This window comes from Streptomyces gardneri (genome assembly GCF_006539185.1).
Classification (GTDB): Bacteria; Actinomycetota; Actinomycetes; order Streptomycetales; family Streptomycetaceae; genus Streptomyces; species Streptomyces gardneri.
The window spans coordinates 200,377-216,761 of record NZ_BJMN01000005.1; the positions used below are offsets into that span (position 1 = coordinate 200,377).

Consider the following 16,385-nt stretch of genomic DNA (forward strand, 5'->3'; position numbering starts at 1 on the left):
TCCGGCAGGTATCCCTGTGTCCATGTCCCACGAACACGTCGCCTACCTGGAACTCCTCGCTCGGGGAGCCGCTACGGAGGCCTACGACCGGCCCGTGCTGCTCGCCCGCGCGAGCGGCGCGGACCCCGAGGAGCTGGCCGGGCTCGAAGAGGCCAAGGTGCTCGCCCTGCGCGTCCGGGCCGAGCTGGAGGGGCGGCGGCGGCGTGAGGCGGAGCTGTCCGCGCTCATCGAGACCGCACACGACCTCGCGGGACTCCGCGACCTCGACGCCGTGCTGCGCGCCATCGTCCAGCGCGCCCGCTCGCTCCTCGGCACCGAGGTCGCCTATCTGAGCCTGAACGACCCGGTCGCCGGCGACACGTACATGCGGGTCACCGAGGGCTCCGTCTCCGCGCGCTTCCAGCAGGTGAGGCTCGGCATGGGCGAGGGTCTCGGCGGGCTCGTCGCCCAGACCGCCCGGCCGTACGTCACGGACGACTACTTCGAGGACGCGCGCTTCCAGCACACCCGGACGATCGACACGGCGGTACGGGACGAGGGCCTCGTCGCCATCCTCGGCGTCCCGCTCAGCCTCGGCAGCCAGGTCATCGGCGTCCTCTTCGCCGCCGACCGCAGGGCCAGGGTCTTCGAGCGCGAGCAGGTCGCGCTGCTCTGCTCCTTCGCCGCGCACGCCGCCGTCGCCATCGACACGGCCAACCTGCTCGCCGAGACCCGCTCGGCCCTCGCCGAGCTGGAGCGGGCCACCGACATCATCCGCGAGCACAGCGGTGTCATCGAGCGGGCCTCCGAGGTCCACGACCGGCTGTCCGAGCTCGTCCTGCACGGCGGCGGCGTCCACGACGTCGCCGACGCGGTCTCCGAGGTCCTCGGCGGCACCGTCGAGTTCACCGAGACGGACGCCGGATCGGCCCGCCGCGCGGAGGGCCACGCCGTCCGCGAGGGCGACGACTGGGTGGCCGCCGTCTCCGCCGGCGGCGAGACCCTCGGCGCCCTCGTCCTGCGCGGCCGGCCCGAGCTCGACCCCGTCGACCAGCGGACCCTGGAGCGGGCCGCGCTCGTCACCTCCCTGCTGCTGCTCGCCCGCCGCTCCGCCGGAGAGGCCGAACAGCGGGTGCGCGGCGAACTCCTCGACGACCTCCTCGACGCCCCCGACCGCGACCGCCGCCTGCTGCGCGAGCGCGCCGCCCGGCTGCGTACCGACAGCGCCGCGCCCCACGTCGTGCTCGCCGCCCGCGTCGACCGGGCGGGCGGCGCGGCCGACACCGACGCCGGCCGCAAGGAGAGCACCGACCGGCGGCGCCTCGGGTCGGCGGCCTCGCACCTCGCGGCCACCCGGCACGGACTCGCCTCCGCCCGCGACGGCGGTACGGTCCTGCTGCTGCCGCTCGGCCCCGGCGAGAGCGCCGCCGACCTGGCCCGTCAGACCGCCCGCCACCTCGGCGACACCCTGCGCGAGCCGGTCACCGTCGGCGCCTCCGCCCCCGTACCCGCGCCCCTCGACCGGCCGGACGAGGTCGGCGTCGCCTACGAGGAGGCCCGCCGCTGCCTCGACGCACTCCGGCTCCTGCACCGCTCCGGCCAGGGCGCCGCCGCCGAGGACCTGGGCTTCCTCGGTCTGCTCCTCGCGGACAGCCGGGACATCGACGGCTTCGTCGACCGGACCGTGGGTCAGGTCGTCGCGTACGACCGCCGCCGGGGAACCGATCTCGTCCGCACCCTGGACGCGTACTTCGCGAGCGGCATGAGCCCCGCCCGTACCAAGGAAGAGCTTCACGTCCACGTCAACACGGTGGCCCAGCGCCTGGAACGGGTCGGCCGGCTCCTCGGCCCGGACTGGCAGTCCCCCGCCCGCGCCCTGGAGATCCAGCTGGCCCTGCGCCTGCACGCGCTCGCGGGGGCCGTCCCGGGGAACTGACGCGAGAAACACCCCGCGCCGCGCTCCGGAGGAGCAACGGCACGGGGCGCTTCGGCATCCGTCAGACGTCGGCGCCGACCCGGGACTTCCCGGAGGTCCGCTCGACGATCTCGCCGAGGTCGCGCTCGCGGGTCTCCTTGGCGCAGCCGATGGCGACGACGGTGAGCAGGGCCGCGGCGATCACGTACAGCGCGATCGGGGTCGAGTCGCCGTAGTCGGCGAGCAGCGCGGTCGCGATGAGCGGCGCCGGGGCGCCGGCGGCCACGGAGGAGAACTGGGCGCCGATGGAGGCGCCGGAGTAGCGGACGCGGGTCGCGAACATCTCGGAGAAGAAGGCGGCCTGCGGCGCGTACATCGCTCCGTGGAGGACCAGGCCGACGGTCACGGCGAGCAGCAGCGAGCCGAAGGTGCCCCGGTCGATCAAGGAGAAGAAAGGGAACATCCAGGCGCCGACGCCGATCGCGCCGATCAGGTACACGGGGCGCCGGCCGAGCCGGTCGGAGAGCGCGCCCCAGAGCGGGATCACCGCGAAGTGGACGGCGGAGCCGATGAGGACGGTGTTCAGCGCGGTCTGCTTGGAGAGACCGACCTGGGTGGTCGCGTAGACGAGGATGAACGCGGTGATCACGTAGTACGAGATGTTCTCGGCCATCCGGGCGCCCATCGCGATGAGCACGTCCCGCCAGTGGTGGCGCAGGACCGAGACCAGCGGAAGCTTCTCGGCCTGTCCGGCGACCGCCTTGCGCTCCTCGGCGGCGGCGAGCGCGGCCTTGAAGACGGGCGACTCGTCGACGGAGAGCCGGATCCAGAGCCCGACGATCACGAGGACGCCGGAGAGCAGGAACGGAATCCGCCAGCCCCAGGAGGCGAAGGCGGCGTCCGAGAGCAGCGCGGTGAGCGCGGACAGCACACCGGTCGCGAGCAACTGTCCGGCAGGGGCGCCGGTCTGCGGCCACGAGGCCCAGAACCCGCGGCGCTTGGCGTCGCCGTGCTCGGACACGAGGAGTACGGCGCCACCCCACTCGCCGCCGAGCGCGAAGCCCTGCACGAGGCGCAGCACGGTCAGCAGCACCGGGGCGGCGGAACCGATGGTCGCGTGGGTCGGCAGCAGCCCGATGGCGAACGTCGCCCCGCCCATCAGGAGCAGGCTCAGGACGAGCAGCTTCTTGCGCCCGAGCCGGTCCCCGTAGTGCCCGAACACCAGCGCCCCGAGCGGCCGGGCGGCGAACCCGACGGCGTACGTCAGGAAGGACAGCAGTGTGCCGACGAGCGGATCGGACTCGGGGAAGAACAGCTTGTTGAACACGAGCGCCGCGGCGGACCCGTACAGGAAGAAGTCGTACCACTCGATGGTCGTGCCGATGAGGCTGGCGGCGACGATGCGCTTGAGGGAGCCGGGTGGCGTCGGGGAGGTTGTTGCGGCGGCCATGTGCACCACTTCCAGGCAAGTGCGGGGACGATTCGGTGTCGCCACACCGTAGGAAGTCGCAGGTCAGCGGCGTATGTGGTGGGACACCATAGTTCGAGGGCTTCGAGTGCGTCCAGGCTCCATGGCCCTTCGGAAGTGATGACGCACGCCGTCCCTCCCGGCCATGGTTGAATCTATCTCAATCATTGAGAGTTTTCGTCTTGAAGTACTTCCGCCTGCCTTGGAGCCCCCATGCGCTCGTCCACCCCATGGGTCCGACGTCTGCTGCCCCTTGCCCTGCTCATCGCCTGGCTCGCCATCGGCGGCGGTCTCGGCCCGTACGCCGGCAAACTCGGCGAGGTCGCGACCAACGACCAGGCCGCGTTCCTGCCCCGCAGCGCGGAGTCCACCCAGGTCGTCGAGGCCCAGAAGGCGTTCCGCCAGGACGAGACCCTGCCCGTGATCGTGGTGTGGACGGGCGAGCCCGAAGGACGGAAACTCGACGGGACTCAGCAGGCCGCGGCCACCCGGGCCCTGGCCTCCCTCGCCGGACGACCGGGCGTGGACGGGACACCGTCCCCCGCGCTCCCGTCCGAGGACGGCCAGGCCCTGAGCGGGGTCGTACAACTGCGGCCCGACCTCGGGGAGGAGCTGCCCACGACCCTCGCGGCCGTGACCCAGGTCGCCGAGTCCGTGCCCGGCACCACCGCGCGGCTCGCGGGTCCCGCCGCGACCCGGGCCGACCTGACCGACGCCTTCGCCGGCATCGACGGCCTCCTGCTCGCCGTCGCCCTCGTGGCCGTCCTGGTGATCCTGCTGCTCGTCTACCGCAGCGTGCTGCTGCCGCTGGTGATCATCCTCGGCGCGGTCTTCGCCCTCGGGCTGGCGTGCGCCGTGGTCTACGTCCTGGCCGACCACGATGTCGTACGGGTGGACGGCCAGGTCCAGGGCATCCTGTCGATCCTCGTCATCGGCGCCGCCACCGACTACGCCCTGCTGCTCGCCGCCCGCTACCGCGAGGAACTCGCCGCGCGCGAGGGCGACCGCTTCCCGGCCATGCGCGCGGCCCTGCGGCAGACCGCCGGGCCCGTCACGGCCAGCGCGGCCACCGTGGCCCTCGGCCTGCTCGCCCTGCTCTTCAGCGATCTGACGAACAATCGGGCGCTCGGGCCGGTCGGCGCGATCGGCATCGTCTGCGCGGTCCTCAGCGCGCTCACCTTCCTGCCCGCCGTCCTGGTCCTGCTGGGCCGCGCCGCCTACTGGCCGGCCAAGCCCCGGCCGGCGGACCCGACCGCCGGCGGCCACGGACTGTGGCAGCGGGTCGCAGGCCTGGTGGACCGTGCCCCCCGCAAGGTCTGGGCGATCACCCTCGCCGGGCTGCTCGCCTGCGCCGCGTTCGCCCCGACCCTGGCGTCCCGGGGCGTGCCGCTCGACGAGATCTTCGTCAACGACGCGCCGTCCGTCGCCGCCCAGCAGACGCTGGGACGCCACTTCCCGGGCGGCTCCGGCAACCCGGCGGTGGTGATCGCCGACGTGGCCGCGCTGCCCGCCGTGACATCGGCCGCCGAGGCCACCGACGGGGTCGACTCGGCGCGTCCGGTGACCGCTTCCGCGCGGCCCGGCGGCGGCGCGCCGCTCGTCGTGGACGGCCGGGTCAGGATCGACGTCACCCTGAGCGACGCGGCGGACAGCGCGGCCGCGAAGGAGACGGTCGTCCGCCTCCGGCAGGCCGTGCACGCGGTCCCCGGAGCCGACGCCCTCGTCGGCGGCTACACCGCCCAGCAGTACGACACCCAGCGCACCGCCGAGCGGGACCGGACCCTCATCGTGCCGGTGGTCCTCGCGATCATCCTGGTCATCCTCGTCGGCCTGCTCCGCTCGCTCGTGATGCCGGTGCTGCTGGTGGCCACGGTGGCGCTCAACTTCCTGGCCACGCTGGGCATCTCCTCGCTCGTCTTCACGCACGTCTTCGGTTTCACCGGCACGGACTCGTCGGTCCCGCTGTACGGGTTCGTCTTCCTGGTGGCCCTGGGCGTGGACTACAACATCTTCCTGATGTCCCGCGTCCGCGAGGAGTCGCTGCGACACGGCGTGCGCGAGGGCGTGCTCCGCGGGCTGACGGCCACCGGCGGGGTCATCACCTCGGCGGGCGTCGTCCTCGCGGCCACCTTCGCCGCGCTCGGCGTCATCCCCCTCGCCTTCCTCGCGCAGATCGCCTTCATCGTCGCCTTCGGGGTGCTGCTCGACACCCTGGTCGTCCGCTCCCTGCTCGTCCCCGCCCTGGTCCGCGACATCGGGCCGAACGCCTGGTGGCCGGGTGAGCTCAGCCGCCGTACTCCCTCGTCACGGACCGCGGCGCGCGACTGACAGCCGCGGACCCTGAGGTCCGCGACGGTCTTCGGTCGGTCGAGCGGGGGCGACCGTCACTTCGGCATCAGGACGGTGTCGATGATGTGGACGGTGGCGTTGGAGGTCGGCACGTCGCCGCAAACGATCCTGGCGGTGTCGTTCACGACGAAGGCGTCGCCGGAGCCGTCGGTCGTGAGCGTGCCGCCCTGCAGCGTCTTGAACGAGCCGTCGGCGAGCGCCGCCTTGTCGACCTTCTCGCCCACCACGTGATAGGTGAGGATCTTGGTCAGGGTGGCCTTGTCGGCCAGGACCTTGTCCAGGTCCGCCTTCGGGATCTTCGCGAAGGCGTCGTTCGTCGGCGCGAACACGGTGACGTTCTCGGCGTTGTTCAGCGTGTCGACCAGGCCGGCCTTCTGGACGGCCGTGACGAGCGTGGACAGCTCCGGGTTGTTCGACGCGGCGGTCGCCACCGGGTCGTCGGCCATGCCGTCGAAGCTGCCGTCACCCTCGGCGGGTACCGCGGCGCAGCCCGGGCCGAAGGGCCCGTCCGCGTCGGCGGCGAACGCCTGTGGAGCGAGCACGCCCAGCGAGACCGGGAGCACGACGGCGGCGGCAGCGGCCGCGATGCGGCGCGTGAGATGCGAGGTGTTCACGATGCATTCCTCCTCCGGGGCCCGGACCCGGGGCGAGCCCGGTCATGGGGACGGTGTCCTCACCGGGTATTCGGTGCGGCACCCCTCGCCGGATGAGGTGCGACGGAAACAGCGTCCCCGGGCACGAGCGGCCGTCCGCCGTTTCGTTCACGGACGGTTCCGGCACATAGGCTGATCACGTGGCCAGTACCGATGACCGAGACAGGACCGCGTCCGCCGGCGGCGCGCCGGGCGATCTCCAGAACTTCGCCGTCGCGCTGCGCCGCACGCACGGGGAGATCAGCAGGCTGGTCCACGGCTTCGCGCAGGCCCACGGACTGCACCCGACCGACGTGCAGGCGCTCGGCATCGTCCTGGACAGCCCGGAGCCGCTCACGCCCGGCCGACTGCGCGAGCAGCTCGGACTGACGTCAGGGGCGGTCACCGCCTGTCTCGACCGGCTCGAGAAGGCCGGCCACATCCGCAGGTCCAGGGAGAGCACGGACCGCAGGGTGGTCCACGTGCACTACGTGGAGGGCGCGCGGGCCGCCGCACGCCAGTACTTCCTCCCGCTGGCTCAGGCCGCGGGCCGGGCCAGGGAACGGTTCGACGAAGAGGAACTGGCCACGGCGCTGCGCTTCCTCACCGCGCTCAACGAAGAACTGGGAGCGCTTCGGCCCCCCGGCCGCTGACTCCTTGAGGGAGCGTGCTGCTGCACGTGGCCCGGCCGTACGGGCCCGACGCCGTGGAGCTCTGTGCGTGCCGGCCTCCGACGGCGAGGCTGCACCGCACCTGGCCGCCTTCGTCGTCGAGGACGATGTTGACGCTGGGTTGGCTGCCGAGCGGGACGCGCACCGACTTCTTCCACGGCAGGGCGACGTTCTTCTCGACCGTCGCGCCGCCCTTCTCGTCCCGGTCGAGGTAGCTGATCTCGACCGTGCCTTCCCCCGAGACCTCGTAGACGACCGCCGCGGTCGGTGCCGAGCGCCGGGGCGATTCCTGCTCGCCGTCCTCGGGGACGCCGGAACAGCCGAACCCGATAAACCCGACCAGAAGCACTGAAGCGGCGACCGTGATTCCTCGGCGTCGTGTTTCTTTCATGCGTCCGACTTTCCGTTGACGAGATTCCCGGTGCGGGAATCCGGGAGGGCGGGTCGACGGGTTATACCCCGACTGTCAGGCGCGTTCCTAATCAATTCACAAAAGGGACGAATCGCTGTCCCAACATGTGCTGACCAGGGCATTCATGTCGCCTTACGCCCCTTTCGTTCGATCGATTGACATGCGGCCGCGGCTTTGGTTAGACAGCCCGGACCTTCGTGCGAGAAGTGAAGGTGAGCCAGGCAGAGACACCTGTCGGGCGGTTTGGCGTGCCCGGATTTCCCTCTTTTCCGGAGGTGGGCAGGCCTGAATGAAAGGCACGGATGTGAAAGTCGGAAGCAGGGGATTGATCTCCTGTCTCGTCATATCGACGGTGGTGAGTACCGCTTTGCCGCAGATGGCTCATGCGGCACCGGCACCGGCACCGGCGTCCTCGCCGGAGGGCGACAAGGCGGCGGCGAGCGGCAACCTGGAGATACCGACCCGGCAGAAGCTCCCCCGGGGGAAGGCCGTGGCGCCCGCCCAGCGCGTCAAGGAGCTGACCTCCCGGCGCACCTCGACGGCGCGCTACTGGCAGCTCTCCGACGGACGGATCGAGGCCGAACTCTCGGCCGAGCCGCTGTCCTACCGCTCCGGCGGTGAGTGGAAGCCGATCGACACCGAGGTCGAGGCGACCGACGCCAAGGGCTTCGACTTCGCCAACACGACCAACGAAGGCCGCAGCTGGTTCGGCGAGCGCTCCGGCAAGCTGCTGAGGTTCGCCTCGCCGGAAGGCCGCGCGGTGACCCTGGGACTGGACGGCCGGGACCGTCCGCTCGCCCCCGCCGCGGAGGGTTCGAAGGTCGTCTACAAGGACGCGGTCGGCGCCGCGGACCTGGAGTACCTGGTCGGCCGGGGCGAGGTCAAGGAGAACATCGTCCTCACCGAGCGCCCCGACGGGCCGGTGACGTACGTCTTCACCCTCGACACCGAGGGACTCGTTCCCAAGGAGCGCGAGGACGGGTCGATCGCCTTCTACGGCGAGCTGCCGAACACCCCGGTGATGGTGATCCCGGCCCCGTACATGACGGACGCCCGCAAGGACCAGGGGTCCCCGACCGGCGGAACCTACTCCGCCGACGTCACGCAGAAGCTGACCCGTGACGGCGACGCGTGGAAGCTGACCGTCACGCCGTCCCGGAAGTGGCTCGACGCCAAGGAGCGGACCTACCCGGTCCGCATCGATCCGACCGTCACCATCGCGCCGAACGCGGCGGCCTCGCAGGACACCATGGTCCTGTCGGACCAGCCGGCGGTGAACTTCAACAACACCTGGAAGCTGTCGGCGGGCAAGACCGACACCGGCATCGCCCGCTCCCTGGTCAAGTTCCCGCTCACGGGCATCCCCGCGGGCACCACCATCGATGCCGCCCGCCTGGAGCTGTACTACGACCAGGTCCACACCACCAACGGCAACGACGTGACCATGGAGGCCCACCGGGCCACCGGCGCCTGGGACGAGGCGACGGCCACCTGGGCCAACACCTCGGCCCTGTCCGGTGAGCTGTCGGGCACCACGGTGCAGATCGACGACGGCGACACCGGCACGGCGGCGGTCGGCGAGTGGCCGAAGGCCACCACGACCGGTGGCGCGGCCGTCAACGACGACTTCGCCTACAACAAGAACACCGCCACGGGGGAGAGCCACACCTGGCAGCCCCGGATCCAGGAGACGGCCTCGTACCGCGTCGAGGCGCGCTTCCCCGCGGCGTCCGACGGAGCGACGGCAGCCCCCTACACGGTCACCCACCGGGACGGCACCGCCAACCTCACGCTCAACCAGAGCGGCGCCACCGCCGCCTGGAAGCCGCTGAGCAGCAGCCAGTACTACTTCTCCGCCGGTAACGCCGGGAAGATCGTGCTGGGTGACACCGGCAGCTCCACCACCCGGAACATCGCCGACGCCCTGCGGCTGGTCAACCCCGCCCAGATCGTGAAGAACGTCGGCGAGTACAACGCCTGGCACAAGTTCCCGGTCACCGACACGGTCCAGAAGTGGGTGTCCGGCACCGCCGCCAACCACGGCTTCGTCATCCAGGCGGCGAGCGACACCAACGCGGCCACGCTGACCGGCGGTCCGCGATACGAGGCCGGTGACGGTTCGGACTACGGCGGCGAGACCTCCACCATCCCGCGCCTCACCGTCACATACGGCAAGACCGGCACCACGCTGGACTCGCCCACCGTGGTGCACTCCACCGGTCCGGAACTGTCCTGGAAGGCGTACGCCAACAACACCGGCGACGCGGACCTGGACATCGCGGAGTACCAGCTCCACCGCTCCACGCAGCAGACGTTCACCCCGTCCGCGGCCACGCTGATCGCCCCGGTCCCGGCGAGCCTCACCTCGTACACCGACACCACCGCGGTCCCGACCCCGGACAGCTCGGCGAGCGAGATCGGCAAGTCGTACTACTACCAGCTGGCGGTGAAGACGAAGGACGGCCAGCTCCTCGGCTCGCCGACCCGCGTCGTGGGCATCCCCAAGGCCGGACGCACCATGAAGATCATTCAGGGTGCGCAGGGCGGAGTCACCGACACCACGCTCTCCTCGCAGCAGCCCACCACCAACCAGGACACGATCCAGTCGTGGTCGGTCGGGCAGAAGTGGCTGAGCGTCGGCAACAACTCCACCACCTACGGCAAGACCCGCGCCGCGCTGAAGTTCCCCACCACCTCCATCCCGTCCACGGCGACCGTCCTGGACTCGAAGATGTACCTGTGGGGCGCCGAGACCACCACGGCCACCGACGGAGCCGTCTACGAACTCCACGGCCTGAACCGCGACTTCGACGAGACCACCGCCACCTGGAACAACGCGAACGCCACCACCGCGTGGACCGCCGCCGGCGGTGACATGTCGGCCACCGTCTCGGACACCGTGGCCCAGGTCTCCGAGGTCGGCCGCCACTGGTGGGACGCGACCGGCCTCACCCAGAACTGGGTGAAGACCCCCACCGCCAACAAGGGCGTCGCGGTCCGGCTCAAGGACGAATCCGCCACCGGCCCGCAGGAGCGCACGCTCTTCCTGTCGGCCGAGGCCGCGGACGAGCAGCTCCGGCCGTACATCCAGGTGATCTACGTCGACTCCACGACGGAGGACACCTACTACGCGCCGACCACCCCGGCCCGGATGACACCGAACTCGACCTACACGGTGGAGTTCACCGTCACCAACACCACGGCCACCGCCTGGGCGGCGGGCGAGCGCGAACTGTCCTACACCTGGAAGCTGCCCGACGGCACCGACGTCACCACCGGCGGAAACCAGCTCGAGACCCCGGTCCCGGCGCTGCTGCCCGGCAAGTCGGCCACCGTCCAGGCCCAGGTCGCCACCGCGATCAACTCGGGCTCGGGCAACAAGCGCACCGAGTACGTCCTCGGCTGGGACACCCGCAAGACCTCCGACGGCAGCTGGCTCTCGGCGGGCACGGGCGGCATCGCGCCGCTCAAGCAGAACGTCACCATCGAGGACCCGACCTCCAACACGCTCGGCCTCGAGAAGTTCTACGCGTACACCGGCAAGAACACCGGCGCCGGTTCCAGCGTCATGAACAACCTGTCGTCCGGCAACAGCGTCTGGTCGTACAACGCCTTCAACAACCCGGGCCGCGGCCTCAACACCTTCGCCCGGTTCTCCTACAACTCCCTGGACACCTCCGACACGGTGATGGGCCACGGCTGGTCCGCCCAGGTCTCCGGCCCCGTCCGGCTCGGAGCGGGCCTGGACTTCCACCCGAACCCCAACCCCACCGAGGTGCGGCTCCCGGACGGCGACGGCACGACGCACGTCTTCCGCTGGGACGCCGCCGCCGGCGCGTGGAAGGCCCCGGCCGGCGTCCACTTCAAGCTGACGATGAAGGCGGGCCTGGACTGCAAGCCGACGAAGGACCCGGTCCCGGACGCCTGGACCATGACCCGCCCGGACGGCACGCGCTTCCTCTTCGGCTGTGACGGCTATCTGACCTCGGTCATCGACCGCAACGGCAATACCGAGACCTTCACCTACGAAGAGCGCAAGTCCAACAACAAGCCCACCAAGTTCCTGAAGTACGTCACGGACCCGGCGGGCCGCCAGACCCTCACCCTCGACTACTACGACAAGGGCGAGACCGGCTTCTCGAAGGTCGTCGACCACATCCAGTCGATGACGGACGTCTCCGGTCGCAAGGTCGTCTTCGAGTACGACGACAAGGCGCTCCTGACGAAGATCACCGACGGTGTGGGCTCGTCCCAGCCGAAGGTGTTCGGCTTCACCTACGACGCCACGCAGGGCAACAAGAACGTCAAGCTGGTCAAGGTCACCGACCCGCGCTCGAACGCGACCTCGCTCGACTACTACGCCCCCAGCGAGGGCGACTTCCCGGCCCGCTACCACTGGTGGACCCAGACCTTCACGGACCGGCTCGGCGGTGACACCGGCTTCACCTACGCCGAGAACACCACCAACACCGCCTTCCTGGACACCAGGGTCACCGATGCCGAGAACCACTCCACGGCCTACGTGACGGACGACTTCGGCCGCGCCGTCCAGAGCACCAACGCCAAGTCCCAGACCTCCAAGATGAGTTGGGACGCCGACAACAACGTCACCGTCCTGGAGGAGGTCAACGGCGCCAGGACCGCCTACTGCTACGACACCAAGACCGGCTACCCGCGCTGGCAGCTGAACGCCGAGGCGATCAAGGCAGCCGGCGGAAACGTCCCCGACGCGGCGACGACCTGTGTCGCCGACACCACCAAGTGGCCCGCGGGCTCGACCCGTTACACGTACCAGACCCGCGTCGACGGCTATGCCGCCGACCTGGTGCGCAAGACCTCCCCGCTGGGCAACGCCTGGGCCTTCGGCTACGACGCCTTCGGCAACCTGAAGACGGTCACGGACCCCAAGGGCGTGGCGACCACCTCGGTCGCCGGCGACTACACGACCAGTTACGAGTACGACTCCCACGGCCAGCTCACCAAGGCCACGGACGCCAACGGCAACCCGTCCACCAGCGCGGACTTCGGCCCGACCGGCTACCCGGCGACGATGACGGACGCCCTCGGCAAGTCGACCACGTTCGTCTACGACGAGCGCGGCCAGGTCACGCAGCTCACGGACGCGCTGGGCAAGCGGACGACCCAGACCTACGACGTGTACGGGCGTCCGCTCGTCTCCACCGTGCCGAAGGACCAGAACGCCGGCGTCCTGATCACCTCCCCGGCCCCGGTGTACGACGCCAACGACAACGTCACCGAGTCCAGGTCCCCCAACGGCGCCGTCTCCACCGCGGTGTACGACAAGGCCGACCAGGTCACCACCGCGACCGCCCCGGCCAACAACAACGCCGGCACGGACCGCAAGACCGCCTACGTCTACGACAAGGTCGGCAATCTGCTGACCACCACCGAGCCGAAGGGCGTCGCCACCACCACGGTCGCGAACGACTTCGTGACGACCAACGCGTACGACGAGATCTACCAGCTCACCGACGTCACCAACGCGTCCGGGGACAAGATCTCCTACACGTACGACAACGTCGGCAACGTCACCAAGGTCGTCGACCCGAAGAAGAACGCCACGGCCGACGCCTCGGACTACACGTCGAAGACCGAGTACGACCTGAACCACCGCCCGGTCAAGGCGATCGACGCGGCGGGCACGTTCACCACGACCGAGTACGACAAGGACTCCCGCGTCGTCGCCACGGTCGACCAGGAGAACGCCCGCACCGAGGTCACCTACGACGAGCGCGGATCGAGGACCCAGGTCAAGGCTCCGTACGACGGGTCGACGTACCGGATCTCGATGTTCGAGTACGACCAGGTCGGCAACACCACCAAGGCGATCACCCCGCGTGGCGTGAACACCCCGGCCGCGGACGACTTCACCGCCCGGACCACGTACGACGCGCTGAACCGCCCGGTCAGGAAGTACCAGCCGTACGACCCGGCCGACGCCCGCTACAACAAGCCGGACGTCTACAGCGAGACCTCGTACGACGCCGTCGGCCGGGTGGCGAAGACCTCGCTGCCGCCGTCCGAGGGCCAGACCGTCCGCAACGACACCACCTTCGCCTACTACGACAACGGTCTGACCAAGGCGTCCACCGACCCGTGGGACATCGTCACGTCCTACGACTACGACGAGCTCGGCAAGCAGACCAAGCGGACCCTGACGGCCGCCGGCGGCGACACCGACCGCACGATGTCCTGGACGTTCCACCCGGACGGCTCGCTGAAGTCGAAGTCCGACGACGGCGCCCCGGTCGGCAGGTCGGTCGTCCTGACCGACAACTCCGACAGCCAGAACACCGGTTCCACCGGCACCTGGACCAAGGGCGACCTGGCGGGCCAGCAGGGCTACGACCACCGCACCCACGCCACCGGAACCGGCACCGACGCGTTCACCTGGACGCTGAACGTGCCCAAGGACGGCACCTACACCGCGTACGTGAGGTACCCGAAGGTGACGGGTGCGGCCACCACGGCCAAGTACACCCTCACCCACGGCACCACCACCGAACCCGCGGTGACCAAGGACCAGAACGCCGCCACCGGCACCTGGGTCCAGCTCGGCTCCTACGCCCTGAAGCAGGGCGAGGACACCACGCTGAAGCTGGCGCAGAACACGGCCGGCGTGGTCGTGGCCGACGCGGTCAAGCTCGTCCGTTCGATCGCGTCCGACCCGGCCGACACCGAGAAGCGGACTTTCACCTACGCGTACGACGTCAACGGCAACCTCACGTCGATCGACGACACGTCCTCCGGCGCCCGCATCGACGCGTACACCGTGGCCTACACCGGCCTGAACCAGGTCCAGAAGGTCACCGAGGCCCTCGCCGGCCAGGAGAAGAAGTCCACGTCGTACGTGTACGACGCGAACGGCAAGCCGCAGACCGTCTCCCACCCGTCGCAGGTCTCGACCTACACGTACGACCTGCGCGAACTGGTCAAGACCGTCTCGGTCGGGAAGACCTCCTCGGACCCCGACCCCAAGGTGACGTCCTACACGTACACCCCCCGCGGCCAGAAGCTGAAGGAGACCAAGAACAACGGCAACACCGTCGACCACACCTACTTCCTCAACGGTGCGCTGAAGACGGCCACCGAGAAGAAGGGTTCCGGCACTCTCGTCTCCTCGCACGTCTACGCCTACGACGCCAACGGCAACAAGGCGCAGGACGTCGCGAAGAAGATGAACGCCGACAACCACGCGGCGCTGCTCGAGTCGACCACCGACTTCACCTACGACCCGACCGACCGGCTGGCGAAGTCGGTGAAAACCGGTAACGGCGCGGGGACCGAGACGTACGTCCACGACGACAACGCCAACGTCGTCAGCCAGTCGGTCAAGGGCACGTCCACGACGTTCGCCTACGACCGCAACCGGCTGCTGAGCGTCGACTCCGGTGGCTCGACGGCGCAGTACACCTACGACCCCTTCGGCCGCCAGGAGACCGTCACCTCGGCCGGCAAGGTCGTCGAACGATCGGTCTACGACGGCTTCGATCACGTCGTCGAGTCCCAGAAGGCCGACGGCTCGGGTGCGCTGAAGTCCACGAAGTACACCTTCGACCCGCTCGACCGCACCGCCACCAAGACGGCGGACGGCAAGAGCACGGACTTCGACTACCTCGGCCTCTCCGGCGAGATCCTGGAGGAGAAGGTCGCCGGCGAGCTGACCAAGTCCTACCAGTACAGCCCGTGGGGCGAGCGGCTCTCCCAGGTCAAGCACAACACCGACGGGACCGCCGAGGACGGCTACTACGGCTACAACGGCCACACCGACGTCGAGACCGTCACCGACAAGAACGGCGACACCACGTCGACGTACGGCTACACCGCCTACGGTTCCGACGACACGTCCGAGTTCACCGGCATCGACAAGCCGGACGCCGGCGACCCCACGAAGGACGCCTACAACCCCTACCGGTACAACTCCAAGCGCTGGGACGCCCGGTCGGGGACGTACGACATGGGCTTCCGGAGCTACAGCCCGGGGCTCAACCGGTTCACCAGCCGGGACATGTACAACGGCGCCCTCTCGGACATGGGGCTCGGTACGGACCCCCTCACGGGGAACCGCTACGCCTTCACCGGCGGCAACCCCATCAGCCGCGTGGAGCTCGACGGCCACGGCTGGTGGGACGACGCCAAGGACCTGCTCTTCGGCGCCAGCAAGACCGCGGTGAAGACGGCCGGCCGGGGCATTCTCACCGCCGGAGAGGTCTTCCTCAACGGCATCGGCTGGAACTCGTCGACCGCACCGTCGGGCTTCGAATCCGAGCCCGGGGACGAACCCGATTACGACAAGGGTCTGTTGATCACGCCCGAGGCGACGAAGGAATGGGTTCCCGGTGTGGACCGCCTTCCGTTCACCTCGGACGACTGCTCCGACAGCAAGACCAGCATGGTGTATTACCAGCCGCTCGACGACAAGCAGAGGGCGACCGGAGTCCAGGCGTGCCTCAACAAGAGCAGCTACGGATACACCGGATACGATGGTAAAATCCACGGAAATCCCGGTTCCGACATCCAGGGCAGTGGAGTTCCCCGTCCGCAGAATCAGGTGCCCGAGCTCGACCCTCCGGGCATGCAGAAGGGAATGAACCGCTCCCACCTCCTGGGCAACCAGCTGGGCGGTTCGGGATGGGACCGGCGTAACCTCGTGCCGCTCTGGGCCACCGCGAATCAGGTGAAGATGAAGGCGGAGGAGACGAGGGTCGCCAAGATGGTCGAGGCGGGCAACACCGTCTTCTACTCGGTCACTCCGCATTACGTGGACGGCAGGCTGAGTCCCACCCATCTCACCATCGAGTGGGCGAACATGGACACCGGGGAGTACGAGCCGGGCATGACGATCTGGAACACTCCGACCGGCGAGATGCCCTAGCCGCGTCCCATGACAACCGAAACGACAACTGAATAGTCTTCGCATTCCGGTGTGGGTGGGCTT

The 16,385-nt window shown here is 69.7% G+C and carries 7 protein-coding genes; 4 read left to right on the plus strand and 3 right to left on the minus strand.

Annotation, left to right across the window (positions count from 1 at the left end):
* Positions 1-22: 22 nt before the first annotated feature.
* The gene (locus SGA01_RS03415) at positions 23-1,915 is read left to right on the plus strand and encodes a helix-turn-helix domain-containing protein (protein ID WP_141293137.1); all 1,893 of its coding nucleotides are present in this window, start codon (positions 23-25) and stop codon (positions 1,913-1,915) included.
* Between the two features lie 61 nt (positions 1,916-1,976).
* On the opposite strand, the gene SGA01_RS03420 is transcribed toward SGA01_RS03415, so the two are convergent.
* Positions 1,977-3,344 (minus strand): MFS transporter, encoded by a 1,368-nt coding sequence (locus SGA01_RS03420; RefSeq protein ID WP_141293139.1) that lies wholly within the window; start codon positions 3,342-3,344, stop codon positions 1,977-1,979.
* Between the two features lie 231 nt (positions 3,345-3,575).
* Between SGA01_RS03420 and SGA01_RS03425 the strand changes: the two genes are divergently transcribed.
* Complete coding sequence (locus SGA01_RS03425; RefSeq protein WP_141293141.1) at positions 3,576-5,690, plus strand: MMPL family transporter; 2,115 nt, start codon at positions 3,576-3,578, stop codon at positions 5,688-5,690.
* Positions 5,691-5,746: 56 nt separating this feature from the next.
* Here the strand turns inward: SGA01_RS03425 and SGA01_RS03430 are convergent, their stop codons facing one another.
* On the minus strand, positions 5,747-6,325 hold the full coding sequence (locus SGA01_RS03430) for a fasciclin domain-containing protein (RefSeq protein ID WP_371865979.1): 579 nt from the start codon (positions 6,323-6,325) through the stop codon (positions 5,747-5,749).
* Between the two features lie 179 nt (positions 6,326-6,504).
* On the opposite strand from SGA01_RS03430, the gene SGA01_RS03435 reads away from it, so the two are divergent.
* The gene (locus SGA01_RS03435; RefSeq protein ID WP_141293143.1) at positions 6,505-6,996 is read left to right on the plus strand and encodes a MarR family winged helix-turn-helix transcriptional regulator; all 492 of its coding nucleotides are present in this window, start codon (positions 6,505-6,507) and stop codon (positions 6,994-6,996) included.
* Here the strand turns inward: SGA01_RS03435 and SGA01_RS03440 are convergent.
* Positions 6,956-7,405, minus strand: coding sequence for an MmpS family transport accessory protein (locus SGA01_RS03440; RefSeq protein WP_141293145.1), 450 nt, complete (start codon positions 7,403-7,405; stop codon positions 6,956-6,958). The two genes, SGA01_RS03435 and SGA01_RS03440, sit on opposite strands and share 41 nt — an antisense overlap.
* Positions 7,406-7,802: 397 nt before the next feature.
* Here SGA01_RS03440 and SGA01_RS03445 point away from each other — a divergent pair, with 397 nt between their 5' ends.
* The gene (locus SGA01_RS03445; RefSeq protein ID WP_229917935.1) at positions 7,803-16,322 is read left to right on the plus strand and encodes a golvesin C-terminal-like domain-containing protein; all 8,520 of its coding nucleotides are present in this window, start codon (positions 7,803-7,805) and stop codon (positions 16,320-16,322) included.
* The last annotated feature ends 63 nt before the right edge of the window (positions 16,323-16,385 follow it).

Coding starts and splice junctions, on each gene's coding strand:
- SGA01_RS03420 (WP_141293139.1), bottom strand. CDS start 3,344: ATGGCCGCCGCAACAACCTCCCCGACGCCACCCGGCTCCCTCAAGCGC.
- SGA01_RS03440 (WP_141293145.1), bottom strand. CDS start 7,405: ATGAAAGAAACACGACGCCGAGGAATCACGGTCGCCGCTTCAGTGCTT.
- SGA01_RS03425 (WP_141293141.1), top strand. CDS start 3,576: ATGCGCTCGTCCACCCCATGGGTCCGACGTCTGCTGCCCCTTGCCCTG.
- SGA01_RS03445 (WP_229917935.1), top strand. CDS start 7,803: ATGGCTCATGCGGCACCGGCACCGGCACCGGCGTCCTCGCCGGAGGGC.
- SGA01_RS03415 (WP_141293137.1), top strand. CDS start 23: ATGTCCCACGAACACGTCGCCTACCTGGAACTCCTCGCTCGGGGAGCC.